Annotated in this window: 16 protein-coding genes; 9 read left to right on the top strand and 7 right to left on the bottom strand. The window is 45.0% G+C overall.

Annotation, left to right across the window (positions count from 1 at the left end):
* Window positions 1-339 precede the first annotated feature (339 nt).
* The 4 genes from QUB26_RS08590 (at window position 340) to QUB26_RS08575 (ending at window position 4,962) form a co-directional block, all read left to right on the top strand.
* Window positions 340-1,779, top strand: coding sequence for a 1-acyl-sn-glycerol-3-phosphate acyltransferase (locus QUB26_RS08590; RefSeq protein WP_333317508.1), 1,440 nt, complete (start codon window positions 340-342; stop codon window positions 1,777-1,779).
* Window positions 1,780-2,341: 562 nt separating this feature from the next.
* Window positions 2,342-3,226, top strand: a complete 885-nt coding sequence (locus QUB26_RS08585) for a histidine kinase dimerization/phospho-acceptor domain-containing protein (RefSeq protein WP_333317506.1) — start codon at window positions 2,342-2,344, stop codon at window positions 3,224-3,226.
* Between the two features lie 60 nt (window positions 3,227-3,286).
* Complete coding sequence (locus QUB26_RS08580) at window positions 3,287-3,499, top strand: hypothetical protein (protein ID WP_333317504.1); 213 nt, start codon at window positions 3,287-3,289, stop codon at window positions 3,497-3,499.
* A gap of 2 nt (window positions 3,500-3,501) precedes the next feature.
* On the top strand, window positions 3,502-4,962 hold the full coding sequence (locus QUB26_RS08575) for an IctB family putative bicarbonate transporter (RefSeq protein ID WP_333317502.1): 1,461 nt from the start codon (window positions 3,502-3,504) through the stop codon (window positions 4,960-4,962).
* 438 nt (window positions 4,963-5,400) lie between these two features.
* Here QUB26_RS08575 and QUB26_RS08570 read toward each other — a convergent pair whose 3' ends face one another.
* The 3 genes from QUB26_RS08570 to smpB all read right to left on the bottom strand — a co-directional run bounded on the left by QUB26_RS08570 (window position 5,401) and on the right by smpB (window position 7,619).
* Window positions 5,401-5,631 (bottom strand): Osc7112_2153 family protein, encoded by a 231-nt coding sequence (locus QUB26_RS08570; protein WP_333245175.1) that lies wholly within the window; start codon window positions 5,629-5,631, stop codon window positions 5,401-5,403.
* A complete protein-coding gene (locus tag QUB26_RS08565) occupies window positions 5,628-6,344 on the bottom strand; it encodes a tetratricopeptide repeat protein (RefSeq protein ID WP_333245178.1) in 717 nt (238 codons plus the stop codon). The genes QUB26_RS08570 and QUB26_RS08565 overlap by 4 nt, the downstream gene beginning before the upstream one ends.
* An 807-nt stretch (window positions 6,345-7,151) precedes the next feature.
* Complete coding sequence (smpB, locus tag QUB26_RS08560; RefSeq protein ID WP_006631384.1) at window positions 7,152-7,619, bottom strand: SsrA-binding protein SmpB; 468 nt, start codon at window positions 7,617-7,619, stop codon at window positions 7,152-7,154.
* Between the two features lie 127 nt (window positions 7,620-7,746).
* Here smpB and xrtO point away from each other — a divergent pair, with 127 nt between their 5' ends.
* Together xrtO and QUB26_RS08550 are read left to right on the top strand one after the other, a co-directional pair.
* Entirely contained in the window at window positions 7,747-9,312 is a 1,566-nt protein-coding gene (xrtO, locus tag QUB26_RS08555) for an exosortase O (RefSeq protein WP_333245181.1), read from the top strand.
* Window positions 9,290-12,190 carry a TIGR02921 family PEP-CTERM protein gene (locus QUB26_RS08550; RefSeq protein WP_333317500.1) on the top strand — a complete coding sequence of 967 codons (2,901 nt, stop codon included), beginning with the start codon at window positions 9,290-9,292 and terminating at the stop codon, window positions 12,188-12,190. Before xrtO ends, QUB26_RS08550 begins: the two co-directional genes overlap by 23 nt.
* Before the next feature lie 187 nt (window positions 12,191-12,377).
* Here the strand turns inward: QUB26_RS08550 and QUB26_RS08545 are convergent, their stop codons facing one another.
* Together QUB26_RS08545 and QUB26_RS08540 are read right to left on the bottom strand one after the other, a co-directional pair.
* Complete coding sequence (locus tag QUB26_RS08545; RefSeq protein WP_333242632.1) at window positions 12,378-12,680, bottom strand: Rieske (2Fe-2S) protein; 303 nt, start codon at window positions 12,678-12,680, stop codon at window positions 12,378-12,380.
* 99 nt (window positions 12,681-12,779) lie between these two features.
* Window positions 12,780-13,016, bottom strand: a complete 237-nt coding sequence (locus tag QUB26_RS08540) for a helix-turn-helix domain-containing protein (RefSeq protein WP_015175931.1) — start codon at window positions 13,014-13,016, stop codon at window positions 12,780-12,782.
* Between the two features lie 129 nt (window positions 13,017-13,145).
* Between QUB26_RS08540 and QUB26_RS08535 the strand changes: the two genes are divergently transcribed.
* Both QUB26_RS08535 and QUB26_RS08530 read left to right on the top strand, forming a co-directional pair.
* Window positions 13,146-13,649 (top strand): DUF4365 domain-containing protein, encoded by a 504-nt coding sequence (locus QUB26_RS08535; RefSeq protein ID WP_333245187.1) that lies wholly within the window; start codon window positions 13,146-13,148, stop codon window positions 13,647-13,649.
* Window positions 13,646-14,188, top strand: a complete 543-nt coding sequence (locus tag QUB26_RS08530; protein ID WP_333245189.1) for a hypothetical protein — start codon at window positions 13,646-13,648, stop codon at window positions 14,186-14,188. Before QUB26_RS08535 ends, QUB26_RS08530 begins: the two co-directional genes overlap by 4 nt.
* Before the next feature lie 80 nt (window positions 14,189-14,268).
* On the opposite strand, the gene QUB26_RS08525 is transcribed toward QUB26_RS08530, so the two are convergent.
* Both QUB26_RS08525 and QUB26_RS08520 read right to left on the bottom strand, forming a co-directional pair.
* The gene (locus QUB26_RS08525) at window positions 14,269-14,937 is read right to left on the bottom strand and encodes an HAS-barrel domain-containing protein (RefSeq protein WP_006631388.1); all 669 of its coding nucleotides are present in this window, start codon (window positions 14,935-14,937) and stop codon (window positions 14,269-14,271) included.
* 145 nt (window positions 14,938-15,082) lie between these two features.
* Window positions 15,083-15,274, bottom strand: a complete 192-nt coding sequence (locus tag QUB26_RS08520; protein WP_293145052.1) for an NAD(P)H dehydrogenase subunit NdhS — start codon at window positions 15,272-15,274, stop codon at window positions 15,083-15,085.
* 15 nt (window positions 15,275-15,289) lie between these two features.
* Here QUB26_RS08520 and QUB26_RS08515 point away from each other — a divergent pair.
* Window positions 15,290-15,509: hypothetical protein (locus QUB26_RS08515; protein ID WP_333317498.1), on the top strand; the 220-nt coding region annotated here is incomplete at its 3' end.

The following is a 15,509-nucleotide window of genomic DNA, read 5'->3' as shown; positions in this document are numbered from 1 at the left end:
ACCATAACATGACTGTTAAATTTAATATCTTGACACCTTACCTGTATCCTGTCAATACTCTTCCAATATTTTATATTTTGGTTCTGGCGATCGTGTAAAAATTGAGTTATGTGAGACGGCTTGTTTATCCCCCTTATTTTTTAAGAAAAGATGTCAAATGGGTTCTATAGGATAAAAAACCTGTTTTCTTTAGTCCTTCGACGTAAGTCCTGATAGAGTGAGAAGAAATTAGGAGACGGCAATGCCGTGTCCCTACATTATTTTGGGGTAGGGACACGGCACTGCCGTCTCCTCTCCTAGCCCAACAAGGCCAATAAATCTCAAATCTCAAATCGTGAAATGCCCAATTCAATTAGCCAAGTTCAGCCGCCGCTGGAATTCATACCCCCAGCCTACAACCCGCTAGTCATGCAAGGTTGTAAGCAAATACTCCCCTGGTGGCTGCGATTTCGGACGAGTATCAGCCACGTTGAAGCCGAAAACGTCGAAACCCTCGCCGAACTATTCCACCAATTTCAAAATCAGAAAGTTCGCTTCTTGCTAGCCTTCCGCCACCCCAACTCAGACGATCCCTACTGTTTGGGACAACTAATTTGGAAACTCGTTCCCCAGGCAGCGCGCGCCAAAGGCCTTCCCCTGCAATTCCCGGTACATTCCCACTTTATCTACGATCGCGGCATTCCCCTGTGGGCCGGTGCGGGAGTCGGCTGGTTGTATTCCCAACTCGGTGGCACTCCGATTGTTCGCGGTAAAATCGATCGCGCCGGATTGCGATCGGCCCGCGATTTATTTGCCAACAGCCAATTCCCGATCGCCGCCGCCCCAGAAGGTGCTACCAACGGTCACAATGAAATAGTGAGTCCCCTCGAACCGGGAGTTGCTCAAATGGGCTTCTGGTGCGTTGAAGATTTGCTGAAAGCCGAACGCACTGAAAAAGTTTTAATTGTGCCGATCGGCATTCAATACCGCTATGTCAACCCACCTTGGCAACCCCTAGAAAAACTTTTAACTCAATTAGAAATAGATTGCGGACTGCCACCCTTAGAACGCACCGAGATCGCTAATTTAGAGACTGCAAATCCCGATTCGGAAAACCCTAATCACAAATTTCAATATCTGCGCCTGATTCGGCTGGGCGGTCATTTGTTAGCAGTAATGGAAGAGTTTTACAGCCGTTTTTATCATAAAAACTTACCCCAAACAATATCGATTTTACCATCATCAATTTCCGAAAGGACGCCAAATAATTTTGACAATGAAGTAATGATAGCTCGACTGAAAGCACTGTTGGACGTAGCTTTACAAGTAGCAGAAGAATATTTTAACTTAAAGCCCAAAGGCAGTTTAATAGACCGCTGCCGCCGTCTGGAACAAGCAGGCTGGGACTATATTTATCGAGAAGATATCAAAAATATTGCAGCACTTTCTCCCTTAGAAAGAGGATTAGCCGATCGCCTCGCTGAAGAAGCAAGTCTTCGGATGTGGCACATGAGACTTGTAGAAAGTTTCGTTTCCGTCACGGGCAGATATGTCGCAGAACAACTGACAGCAGAACGTTTGGCAGAAACAACTTTACTGCTGTGGGACGTACTGGCTCGCATCAAAGGGGGAAATCCTTTCGGCAGACCGAAGTTGGGCAAACAGCAGGTACAAATGACCGTGGGCGAACCGATATCAGTGAGCGATCGTTGGGATCGATATCAAACCAGCCGCAGGTTAGCAGTTGCCGAACTCACTCAAGACTTGCAATCAGCTTTAGAAGCAATGATTAAATCGTGAACAAACCTGACTGTCAACTGAGTACAGTTAGACCGCAGGCTTCTTTTTCCTTTTTTTCAAAGGCTTTTTATAGTGAGGTAGTTCCACCCCCACTTGCTAATATATTATCAGAGTATTTCCAGATTATCAAGGGATATACAGAAATAATTGTCGGTTTCCGTACCTACACCCGACGAGCCTTTCATCCCAAGGAGTAATTCCCAACGGGGTACTTCGCGCAGCGCTCAGATTAATCCCCTTTAAATATACCGAGGGACTTCCCGGCTGGTAGTTAATTACTCAGATAAACAAGAGCTTCTAGGGAAGAAGGAATATATATTTTTCTTCACTACCTTTTTTTTTGGTCAATAGTCCGGACAGTTTTCAATCAATAACGGCAGAATGCGGGTTTCAGCCTTCTCAGTGAGGTCAAATGCTAACGGTAGAATTAGGGTTTCAGCCTCGGTCTCAAAAACTGTCCGGAGTATTGTTTGGTGAATTATAAACAGATTGTTATAAACTTTTGGAATAGGTCTAATGAACCGCAAACGCTCGCTCGACAATGAACCAATAAAAATTAGCGATGACTAACAAACCTATCGATTTGTCTACTAACTCAATTAAGGTAAAACTGCTAAATAATTTAGCGCAGGAATTGCTCACACCACTCACTTCTGTTCTCGGCATGGCAAGCGTGTTGAAACAAGAAATTTATGGCCCATTAACGAGCAAGCAAAAAGAATATATTGACGTGATCCAAGACAGCAGCCGCTCTTTGCGATCGCTAGTTGAAGAAATTTTGGAACTGGCAGAACTAGATGATTCCGCTTTCACCTTGAAGCGAACCGCAGTCGATATAGAAACTTTGTGCCAGCAGGTTGTGACAATCCTGTCCTCGGCGGCAAGTAAGCGAGAGCAAGAAATTAATTTGTCGATGGGGCCCGGGTCGCGCATCTGGTTGGTAGATAAAGATAAGGTTCAGCAAATGCTGCACCACTTAATTTTTAGCATTATTCAATCTGCTGGGGCAGGCAGCGTGATTCGAGTCCACGTTTCTCGGAAAGAAGACGGTATCAACATCGGAGTTTGGGTTTTTCATCCTTGGTTAGGGGAAAGTTTGCCCCATGCTAAACTCTACACCGACTACTTGTTGAAGGCCGGATCTGGTAGCGGTTCGCCATCGAACTCCGAAACCGACTCTCCCGGAGAACCGCAACTCCCGACACAGGGTTCGCAGCGATTAACGCTGGCGTTTTCTGAGTTGGCGGCTTTGGCGGCGCAGAATGCAGAGGATAGTGCACCAGTGTTAGCTGGTTACGGGGCGCGCGAACGCTTGGGGCTGCTGCTTTGCTGCCAATTGGTGGAAATTCAAGGCGGTCAACTCTCGATTCAAGGAACCCCGGAATCTGGATATCGCTACGTGCTCTGGCTGCCCTGCACAAATGCTACGGAATTGTTGGAAGGGTAAAGAAGGAAGAAGGAAGAAGGAAGAAGGAAGAAGGAAGAAGCAGTGTAAATGATTTAACCGATGAAAGAAGGAAGAAAAATAACTCAACTTTTTTCAATTACCGATTCCCAATTACCTGTTACCGATTACGAAGAAGGAAGAAGCAGTGTAAAGGATTTAACGGATGAAAGAAGAAAGAAAAATAACTCAACTTTTTTCAATTCCCAATTCCCAATGCCCGATGCCCAATGCCCGATGCCCAATGCCCGATTACAAAGTACAAATCTAAAATAGCAATGAATTCAGTTTGGCAACAGTTAACTCTGGCAAATTTGCCGCTCTCTCAGTGGCAAAGTAGAAGTTATTTATTCAATTTGGCGATCGGCTCTTTACGCAATTGGCGACAGAGTAGCTGGCTGATGCAGTGGGCCGAACCCTTGGGTTTTGTTTTGCTGGCCTTGACTTTCGGTTTGGCACCGTTTGTAAACAATGCCTTGGTGGGGGTATTGATGGCGGCTAGCGCTGCATTTTGGGTGCTGCTGACTGTTTCGGACGATCGCGAGATCCCCTTCACGCCGATTCATTTGCTGGTTCTGCTGTACTGGGGCATAGCCACTGTCGCAACGGCGATGTCGCCGGTGAAAGTCGCCGCTGCTACTGGTTGGAGCAAGCTAACGCTGTATTTGCTGTTTTTTGCGCTGATGGCTCGGATATTGCGAGATTCCCGTTGGCGATCGTGGTTAATTGCCGTATTTTTGAACGTCTCTCTAGTTGTCAGTTTCTACGGCGTGCGGCAGTGGATTGATAAAGTGCCGCCATTAGCTACTTGGAACGATCCGACTTCTACTCAAGCCAATGTCACGCGAGTTTACAGCTTTCTGGGAAATCCAAACTTGCTTGGTTCCTATTTACTGCCGGCAATTGCATTGAGCGCCGCCGCACTTTTTGTGTGGAAAGGATGGGGAACAAAAATTTTAGCGCTGACGATGCTGGTGGTGAATTGCGCGTGTTTGCGCTACACGGACAGCCGGGGTGCTTGGATCGGTTTTGTGGCTCTACTGGTGGTATTTTTAGTGCTGCTGTGGTACTGGTACAGCCCTTTGATGCCTCGGTTCTGGCGAACTTGGGCGCTGCCGTTAGGGTTAGGAGGTTTGGCGGGAGCCTTAATTTTGGGAGTGGCTTTAGTGGAGCCTCTGCGCGATCGAGTTTCGAGTATGTTTATCGGTCGAGGTGACAGCAGTAACAATTTTCGGATTAATGTTTGGACGGCGGTAATTGACATGATTCGCGATCGGCCAATTATCGGAATTGGCCCCGGAAACACTGCTTTTAATAAAGTTTATCCGCTTTATATGAAGCCGAGATTCACTGCTTTGAGCGCTTATTCTGTACTGCTGGAAATTGTGGTGGAAACCGGTTTTGTCGGTTTAATGTGTTTCCTGTGGCTGATGACTGTCACCGTCAATCAAGGTTTGTTGCAGATCAAAAATCTGCGGGATGCACAATTTAACATCTCTAATTTAGAGGAAGAATCCCGAAATCCCCAATCTAAAATCCAAAATCTCAAATCGAATCAGGGGTTTTGGTTGATAGGGGCGATCGCAACTTTAGCCGGCATGATGGCCCACGGTTTTGTCGATACAGTTTGGTATCGGCCAGAAGTTAATATGCTGTGGTGGTTGATGGTGGCGATTATTGCTAGTTTTTACAGCAACTCGCACCAGCAGCAAGATTCAGCTTTGACGGAGGGCGAGTAGATAGAATTGCTGGCGGGGTTTTATCCCCGCCCGGTGGCAGGGCGGTTTCATTCTCAGGGAAATCATCGTTTTGTAGGGGTAGTGCCTTTCTTTGCCTACCCCCTCCACGAATGATGAAATCGATGTTTCAAATGTCGGGGTTCTTCACGAGGGTTTGCCCCTAGGTCGAATGAAACAGCCCTGCGCCCGGTGTGGATTCCAGCAATAGCCGATACAGCAATGATTAAGAGTTATATCAGTGCAAAAAAAGAATGCAGCTTTATGCAAGCTGCAAACCCTTATCGCCATAAGTTATTTCCAAATCTTCAATTCTTAATCTCACATCTCAAATGCTATAAGGTGCGGACGGCGCACCCTGCATACTTACTACTACATACTACATACCTGTTGCTGTAAAGTGGTGATGGTACACTCTACAAAATTTATTGAAAATAACTCTTATTCTGCGCTCTCTGAAGGCATGATGAATCTCGGACACGGATATTTTCCACCATCTCTATCTCTGCACCGCCGCCACGTCGATTGATTGGAGTCGAACGGCGTTTCGACTGACTTATTAACTGTAATTTTAACAGTCGAAGGAGTTGGCAGTGCTGTTGAGGCTTGACTTAGCTCCAGTACCGTTATAATTGCCAGTATGGTTGATGAAAACAAAACTGTGCGTTTCATTTATTTGTTTTTTCCTCGTTTAATCGTTGACGTGCCATCCCTATCCATATATCCTCATCGAATTCTTGAGAATCCGCATACTTTAGACAAATTTTCCACTGCGGTAGCGCTGCCTTAGTATTTTTCATCTTTTCTAGGACTTGCGCTTTTAAGCAGTAAGTTGCTGGCCCTTCACTATCAAGTTTAATCGCTTCATCCAGATGTTGCAATGCCTCTGAATATCGACCCTGTTCCAGGCGAGCCCATCCCAAGTTTTTGAGTAAAGAATATTTTACTCGATCGTCCTCAGCTAATTTCAAACCTTGCCACAGGAAGTGAACGGCAGCCGGATAGTTTTTTTGATCGACTATATATAACCTAGCCAGGTTGCTGTAAGCAGCAGGCAGACCGAGTTTTGCAGCTTGCAGATATTTTGCTCTGGCGCATTGTAAATCTTGCACCTCTTCGCAAAGCCATCCTAAATTGTAAAGAGCTGTTCGGCTTTTTGGATCTACCCTGAGCGCTAACTCATATGCTTGTTGAGTATCAGCCAATCGATTGGCTTTGTAGTTTTCAAAGGCGATATTATTAAAAAAAGATGCCAGTTCCGGCCGCCCAATTTTCCAGCCGCCAAAGCCTACTGCTAGGATCAGCAAGAAGGCTCCCCACTTCGAGTTGTGATGCTTTTTTGCTGGCTCTTTCATGGCATTGAAAATGTTAGCTAATGGTGTCATTTTTAGCATTTTTTAACTTGAGAGTTGAGCGATTTTTTTTGACCAGATTTAATTGCGACCCTAATGGCATATAATCTTACGAAATGACTCAGGTTTGAGTCCCTTTCTTATAAGAGTTTGTCAGTCCACAGCCGAATGCTGGGGTAATGTTCCCACTACCCAGAGGTATTCGAGCATAGGTTAATCATTCATGAGACTCCACAAGCCATCCGGATATTTTCAGGAAAAAGAAGCGGGAAGCAGGAAGCAGGTAGAACTCTTCCCCTTGTCTAAGTAATAATACTTAGTCAGCGGTCAGTCGATCGACACTATGCGACTGTATGAGGAGATACAGCGTATTCCAGGTTTATGGAGTGTAGAGGGACTTACCCTGGGCCGTTTCCCTACGGGGAGCGAACGAGCTGGGGTTTAGTTAATCAACATAGAATTTGCTGTAAGGAATGAGAATTAAATAACTTCCACTCTTGAAAGTGGGATGGGCCAGGCCCATCCCACAATAACAATTAAAATTGTAAGTTATTTAATTCGCGATCCTAAGATGGACTGCGGTGAAATAACTCTAATTAAGTTTGTAGTGACGATGGAAGTCCTCAACCTCCTCCCTTGAGGATTTTGAAAAATATTATAATGAGTCATGAACCGAAATCGATTTAAAATAGCCAATCATTAATCAGCAATCACCCATCATGAACCACTAATGACTCCTGACTAATAAACATCTCCCTAAATTAACTTTCAACCTTTGAGTAGCAAAGGTTTTAGTTTATTTTTCGGAGATGTCTAATGACTAATGACTAATGACTCTGACTAAAATTGCTTCATCGCTCTTTCCATATCCCGCTTATCTTCGCGTTTCTTCAAATCTTCGCGCTTGTCGTACAGTTTTTTCCCTTTACCCAAACCGATATCCAGTTTTACCCAGCCGCCTTTCAAATACATTTTTAACGGCACTAAAGTCAAGCCTTTTTCTTCGACTTTGCCGATTAATTTGCGAATTTCCTGCTTGTGCATCAGCAATTTACGGGTGCGGCGGGGTTCGTGATTAAAATAGTTGCTAGCACTTCTCCAAGGCGAAATGTGAACGTTGATCAGCCACAGTTCCCCGTTCCGAACTAAACCATATCCGTCGCGCAAATTGGCTTTTCCTTCCCGAATAGATTTGACTTCGGTGCCCTTCAACTCGATTCCCACTTGGTATGTCTCTATAATTTCATAGAGATGGCGCGCTTGTCGGTTATCGCTAACAATTTTGTATCCTGGACTTTTTTCGCTCATTTTTACCTCCGATAAAATTAATTATTATAACGCTAGCTTCTCTGTAGAGAAAATCGAAGCTTGACAAAACTTAAATAATCGGTCTGGACATTACCAATTTGGCTGAGCTAAGATGTCACCAACGTGAATGTCAAGCGGTATCATGCAGCGCACCAATATCACTGATTCTGCAATTCCAGATTCTGTTACTCCTCATCCTGCGGTTTATTTGGTTTGGCTGGCTCCTTTTTTGCTGGCGCTTGCTTGGTTTTCGGCCAATATCTCGGCTGTTAAGTGGCTGTTATCCTCGTTTGTTGAGATACCCACACTGTACAAAATAGTAATTGGCTTTCTGATTGTAGCATTAGTAGTGCGATCGATTGGGAAATCGGATCGCCCGCCCGGATTTTCACCCAATTTCGTTTTGAGGCGAGATCCGCTGCTATTGATGTTGGGTGCGGGTATTTGCTCGATCGCCCTTCAGTACATAATTGATATCAAACAAGTTACTGTCCTGCTATTTATCCTCGGAACTTACGGGCTGTGCGGCTTATTGGTGGATTCCAACTTTTGGCGAAAAAACTTACCAATTGCGGGCTTGCTTGCTTGTATTTTACCATTTAATAGTCAGTTGAATAGCGGCTTAGGTTTGCCCGCGCGAGTCCTCACTGCTCAGGTAGTAGAACAGTTGCTTTCTCTGCTGCACATTGGGGCTATTTCTTCTTACGATATTATCATTTTGGAAAACGGCATCGCTCAGGTTGACGTGCCTTGCAGCGGCATTAAAACTCTCTTAGTGGGAACGCTATTTTTGCTTGCTGCTACCTGGCTAGAAGGGCGTAAATTGAGCTTAAGATGGCTAGCAGTCGGCGCTGCTAATCTCTTAATGTTGGTATGTGCTAACGCTGCGCGGGTTGCCGTGTTAGTCCTGGTTTCAGAAGTTTTTCAACAGCCAAACATAGCACAAATTATGCACGTTCCTCTGGGAATTGTCGGTTTAGTCTGTGCTTGTTTTGTGACGTGGTTAATGCTGCAACGAGTACCGAAATTTCAGCCAGAAAAAACCAGCGGTATTTCTGCAAAACCAAACTCAGAAATTCTTCCAAATCACCCTTTAGCCAAACCAGGAATAATTGCAGCAGTCACAGTTTTGGCAATAATGGCTCAACTGTCTCATGTAGAAACGTCAAAAATGGCGATCGCACCTTTAACATTACCTGAATACATTAAATCCGAGTCGATTCCCCTCAATCCTAGCGAACAAAAATTCTTTGGCAACTATCCAGACACGCAAACACAAAAAATCAGATTTGTCGCCGGCAACTTGCGCGGTTCCATGCTCACAGTAGTCAGCACATCCTGGCAAACTTATCACGCCCCCGAGTTGTGTTTTGTAGCAAGCGGAATTCCCGTCAATCGCATAGAAAAAAAACAACTAACTCCTTCAGTAACAGCGCGCTGGCTGTCTCTCAAAAACAACCAATTATCAGCAGCATACTGGCTGCAATCTGCACAGCTAACTACAGATAACTTCATGTCCCGTATCGGTAGCGATATTACCCATAAAAATCATACTTGGGTGCTAGTTTCCATTTTATTTGACAGTTCGCTACCACCAGAAAATCAGGAAGTAAAAGAGTTTGCGAGTAATGTATACACGACCGTTAAACAAAGCTTACAAGGAGAAGTAAATGAAAATCAAACAGGTGTTTGATGGAATTTTTCAAACAATTTTTTGGGTTTGGAATTTGACATTTTTATCGATTGTTTACTTGGGAATTTTGCCTATTCTAGGAGTGCCATTAATTAAGGCGACAATCGATGGCACTATCCCGCTAGAGTTTTCTTTGACGATGGCAGCTACGATCGCAGTACCCACCGTATGTACTGTAATAGGAGCTAGGCGTTTTCGCAAGCAACCCCTACAGCTAATGCGTTGGTTTTATGGCGTAGAAGCACCGCTATTTTTGCTTTGTTTGCTGCGCTTGTTTTTGCTGCGAGAACTCACCCCAGCTAGTTCTCAAATCATCGCTACTATTGCTTTGTGCATTGCAGCATTTTCAGTGGAAATGCTGTACGGATATCTGGGTAAAAGAGAAAATGTGCAAAATATTTTCGATTCCCAGAATTCCCATAATCAACAGCCTCGTATTTTCAACTTAATCGGAGAAAAGCGAAGTGCGTGGCTGCAATTAGGATGTCACAGTTTAATGGTAGTAGTTGGCACTTGGGCGGCAACATTGCTGCTTTATTACGCTGTACCTGTGGCATTGTATACACTTTATGGATTCTTATTTGTCGTCATTCAATTTTTCAAGTTTACATGGGTTTCACCATTTCTGGAGATGTTTAAATACGGGGCGTGGGCCTCGGCTTTAATTTGGATACCGCTATCGTTTATATTGTTTGGTTTAACCTGTAGCTTATTCGTTGTCATGCCTTCGCTGTACGGCTTTCTCTACATTCATTCCGGGCGGAAAATATGGCAGAGTTTTGCTGCACAATACGGAAAAAATAAAGCACTAATCGGAAGTTTGGGAGTCATAGCAGCTTGGCTGGCTATTTTCTCAGCTTTGCAGCAGCAGCCACAAGTCGCAGCGCTGAAAATGCTGGCGACTCCCCCCGCAAACGACAGCAGTCGCCAAACTTTATTAGCCAAATCTGATATGATTCGATCGGGCTTAGTTAACGCTTATTTGTCCCCTTACCGCTACCTCAGCACTGTAGGAGAAAACAACCACATTTATGAGATATACAAAAATAGTTGGATTTTCCCTGACGGCGCAGCTCAAACTTTGCAGAACAGCTATAATTTTTTAATGTCGCCGTTTTTGTATCAAGGCTCTAGTGCTGATGTGGAAAAAGCCGAAAAACTATACGGCGAATTCTTCGATACGGAACTGCAAAAAGGCGACACAGAAGCAGTAAAACACGCGGTACAGTCAACATCAAACCGGGAAGAAGCTAAAGCTGGTTTGCTGAATGTCAATCAAGAAAAAGTATGGTTGCAGTCGCAAGAAGTGACAGTCAAAGAAAACGGCGACTGGGCTGACGTTCAACTCTACGAAGTTTACAAAAATCAAACGCCGAACTTGCAAGAAGTATTTTACTACTTTTCCCTCCCTGAAAGCGCCGCAGTTACAGGAGTTTGGCTAGGAGATACTGGGGATTTAAATAAACGTTTTGTATTTACGGTATCGCCTCGCGGTGCCGCACAGCAAGTCTACAACCAACAGGTAGTAGAAAGAGTCGATCCGGCTTTGCTAGAACAAATTGGCCCCAAACAATACCGTTTGCGGGCTTTTCCAATCCCGGCTAAAAGAGAATTCATGCCAACTGACGGGCCAACGGAAATGCACCTGTGGCTTACTTACAAAGTCATGCGACAGCCGCAGGGTTGGGCGATGCCTGTTTTGGCTGAAAAACGCAACATTTTTTGGAACCAAAATACTCGCCGCACGATCGCCGGAAAAGAGGTAAAATACAGCGGTAAAGAAGCAAGAGAAACTTGGCTGCCACCCTTTTTGCCCGCAGTCGCACAGCAACCGCTAACCGCGCAGCAAGCGATTCTACCGGGAGGAAATATCATTTCTGCTAAGCCGCTGGCTGATGCAAATTATTCGTTACCGCAAGGCAAAAAATTTGCAGTTATTCTCGATACTTCCCGCAGCATGGCGGCCCAAAAGAAGGAAGTAAAAGAGACTTTTGAATGGTTGAAAGCTAATGCAGCAGGAAAAAATGCTGTTGATTTGTATGTCGCCAGCGCTGCGGGAATGCCACCTAAGTTTGTGGAAGATGTACGCAATTTCGATGCGGCAAAGGTGACATTCTATGGTACAATCCAGCTCAAAGATATGCTGCAACAGTTTGCACAGTTGCGGGGCGATAAAAGTTACGATAATGTATTTTTGGTGAGCGATCGCCACAGTTACGAATTGTCGGACGATCGCAAACTTAAACTTTCCATCTCTGCACCCCTATGGACAGTGCATTTGGGAGGTTTGCCCCCCGGCTACGACGACGCAACTTTAAAGGTGATTCAAGATAGCGGTGGCGGAGTGGCTACAGATATGAAAGAGGCGATGCAGCGAGTAGCAACCACAGCAGCTTCGGGCGAATCTACAGTTAGCGTTGTTGACGGCTATGCTTGGAGTTATGCCAAAACCCCGCAGTCGAAAAAAATTGCAAAATCGGCGGCAGTCGCAGAGTTAAAAGATACCGGAAATGAAGGCTTTAAACCGATAGCTGCGCGGCAGTTGATAACTGCACTTAGCAAGCAGAAAAGTTCCAATCAATTGACGCAACTGGATGCGATGCACGCAGTAGCTAAAAATTTTAAAGTGGTGACGCCTTATTCTTCGATGATTGTGTTAGTTAATGACGCGCAAAGGGAGCAACTAAAAGCAGCGGAAGCTAAGAGCGATCGATTTGACAGAGAGGTAGAATCTGGTAAGGAACAGTTGAGTAAGCCGAATAATCCTCTGAATGTTTCGGGGGTTCCTGAACCGGAAGAATGGCTGCTTTTGGGGGTTGGTGCGATCGGGCTTTTGGCGGTTTTCCTCCGCCAGCAGCGCGCGAAAATGGTAGGTTGAAAGATGATTCGGCGGTTGAAACCGCTCCTTGTCAAACAAAGTCTGCCTCCGCAGACTAAGAGAGTGAGGGGGTATTTAAGCCGGACTTGATATCAAATATTAATCTACAGTCGTCTTTAGACGACTTTCGCTATGAGACAGGGGTTTCAACCCCTGTCGGACTGTCGGACTTAGCTAAGACTAATGACTAATCTATTTCTACAAAAACGCGATCGCCCTCAATCTTTACCGGATAAGATTCCAGGGAATCGCTGGGTGCATTCAAACATTTACCCGTATCTAATTTGTACTGATATTTGTGAAAAGGACAGGTAATGATACCGTTGCTGACTTTACCCATGTCGATCGGATATTCCAAATGAGTGCAAGCATTGCGGTAACAAGTGACATTCATGCCTTGACGGTTCAAAATCACTGAAGTTTCGTCAACTTTTACCTTCAAGACACCCCATTCGGGAACTTGATTTAGCGCTGTTATTTCTAGCCACATATAATCTTCCTCGCTTTAAATAAATTATTGCAAATTCATGGGCGATCGTCCTTGAATGCAGCAAGGGCGATCGGTGGGGCGCTCTCCACACCTGATAACCTAACCGTTTTCCTCGCCATTTCCCAGGTACAACCTGACGAATTCATCAGCCGCCTCCCGATTGAATGTCTGCAACGCTTGCTTAATCGCAAATACCGCCTCAGCGGATGGATCTCGTTCTTCACTCACCCAACGACTAACGTTTGAGCGATCGATTTCCATCTTTGCCGCCAATTGATATTGACTGATATCGTATGCCTCTAATATTTTTTTGAGGGCTTTACCTGCTCTTCCCATGCTCCCGATTGTGTCAGAGAGTCACGCTACTGTAAACGTTGCTGATTGTCATCTAATGCGCTACACTAAGGTAGGAGCGATCGCCTCCCGTGCCAGTTATGCTTGAGATAGACTAAACAAATAGCGATTGTGGACATTAACCAGCAAAAAGAACAGTTCAGTTATGCGTATATTTATGCAGTTGCTGCCTCGGCTGGCTACTCCTTCCAGATAGCAGCTAGACCATTAGATTTTGACGGCATCGATATCATTCTTGCTGGCGGTATGGGAAGTGGAATTATTCGATATCCCAGACTTGAACTCCAGGTAAAATGCACATCTAGGGATGTGATTGGACAGGAAGCAATTAGATATCCGCTCGAAGTCAAGAACTACAATGAATTGAAAGTAGAAAATATTCATACTCCCCGACTGTTAATCCTTGTAGTCGTACCCGACAATTTAGACAATTGGCTAATCCAATCTCAACAGGAACTTTGCCTGAAATATTGCGGTTATTGGGTTTCTCTGCGAGGTCAACCCCCAACCCAGAATCAAACCACTGTTACAATTTCCATACCCAGACAGAATATCTTTAATGTAAAAGCTCTTACCACCCTCATGCAGCTAATAGAAGCAGGCGAAACCCTATGATAGTCACCGTTCGAGATCCCGAAATTCTCAAAAATCTACAGCCAGAAATTGTGCGTACTTACCTCGAAACGCATTGCTGGCAAGAAGTGCGACAAATTGACGATAAAGCTTCTATCTGGAATCGGCAGAGCGAAAACTCAGAAGAGTTAGAGCTTCTGCTACCATTAAAACCAGAATTTTTAGACTTTCCCCGCCGGATGGCTGAAGTTTTACAAACCCTAGAAATTGCTGAAAATCGTTCCCAGCTCGAAATTCTCAGCAATCTCTTGACATCAGCTCCTAACATTACCATTCAAGGCATAGTCACCAACTTGCAAGAAGGAGCAGTCACCGGAAAACTAACTTTGACAGGCGTTATTGTTGGCAAGCTGCGGCGCATTCAGTTAGAACTAGCAGAACCAGTCTACGAACTGGCAGTCAAAGCTTATCAAGCCAGAATTCCGGTTATTTGTCAAGGCAATTTAGTTAAACAAGGTCGCTCTTTTTTACTGCAAAATACCCATCACTTTACATTAGATTTAGATGCCTGGTTGGAATGAAGGCAATGTACTATAATTCAACTAAAGAGCGATGGTTGAATGATTTTCCTAAGATTGTTAATGTCTTTATTAGTCAGTTCCTACGGATGAATCTGACTCAAAATCACCCTCAACCTGTCATAATCATCCTTCAACAAAACACTCAAACTCCTTCCCGCTTCCACCAACCAAGATCGATCGCGCATCCGCAACTGATAAATCTCCCGAATCGCCGCCGCCGTCAGCGCCTCCACCGGCGCATTAGCCACCCCCAACAGCGTCCTCAAAAAATCCAACTGCACCGTAAAATCAATCACCTCATCGGGTTCGCAGCGATAAACCGCTTGGTGAATTTGTGGCGGGCGCGGCGGCAAATACTGATAAATTTTACCCCTCGATGGGCCGTGACCGTTCAACCTTTCCGGCGCAGCCTCAAACCCCACAATCGCCACTCGAAACTCGGTTTTTAGCATCGCAAAAATCTGCGGTTGTTCCTCCCGCAACTCTTCCAGCGACAAACCCAAAGCGCGAGCTCTGTGTACCGAGTCGATCGGGCTAGTCGTAGCGTAATAAACCACGCCGTAAATTTGATTTTTTGACTCTTCATCCTCGGCCTTCACCCAACTCCCAAAAGGCGGCATCACGGGAAAGCTTAAGTCTTCCGGTTCCAAACATTGAGCCAAAAACTCCGAAGTTGCCGTCTCGATAACCTCAGCAATGCGATCGGGATGGCGCTCTTTTGTAGCAAATTGGGGTAAAGGTAAACGCATAGTTTTAGTGATTAGTCATTAGTCATTAGTCATCAGTCATTAGTCATTGGTTTTTTGCTAGTTTCAAGGGTCTTCAGTTAGTAGCCTGGTATTGGGTACTTTAGCAATTACAAATTACCCATTACCAATGACTAATGACCGCTGACTATTTCGCGCGACCCGCCGTAGCATCGACAAGTTCCAACTGCGACAGGCGGAACGTAATCAGCTTGTCCCAATTCCCGCCTTCAAACAGTACCGCGACTTTCCCGTCGGTAACTCGCTGGACTTGTCCTTGAAAAGCGTAGTAAATCTCACCCTTATCTTTAACTCGAACTGCAGAACCTGGAAAAATCATAATTGTTTCAATGTTATGTTTGCTGTTTACAGTTTACCTTTTCTTGGCGATCGAGAGTTGATGCTAAAACAGGCAAGATGCCTGTTCCACAAACAAGCACAGGCAAGATGCCTGTTCCACAAACAAGCACAGGCAAGATGCCTGTTCCACAAACAAGCACAGGCAAGATGCCTGTTCCACAAATTCAACAGGCAAGATGCCTGTTCCACAAATTCAACAGGCAAGATGCCTGTTC

It is taken from the genome of Microcoleus sp. B4-C1 (assembly GCF_036705285.1).
In the GTDB taxonomy this organism is placed as follows: Bacteria; Cyanobacteriota; Cyanobacteriia; order Cyanobacteriales; family Microcoleaceae; genus Microcoleus.
This window is presented reverse-complemented; position numbering and strand designations above follow the sequence as displayed.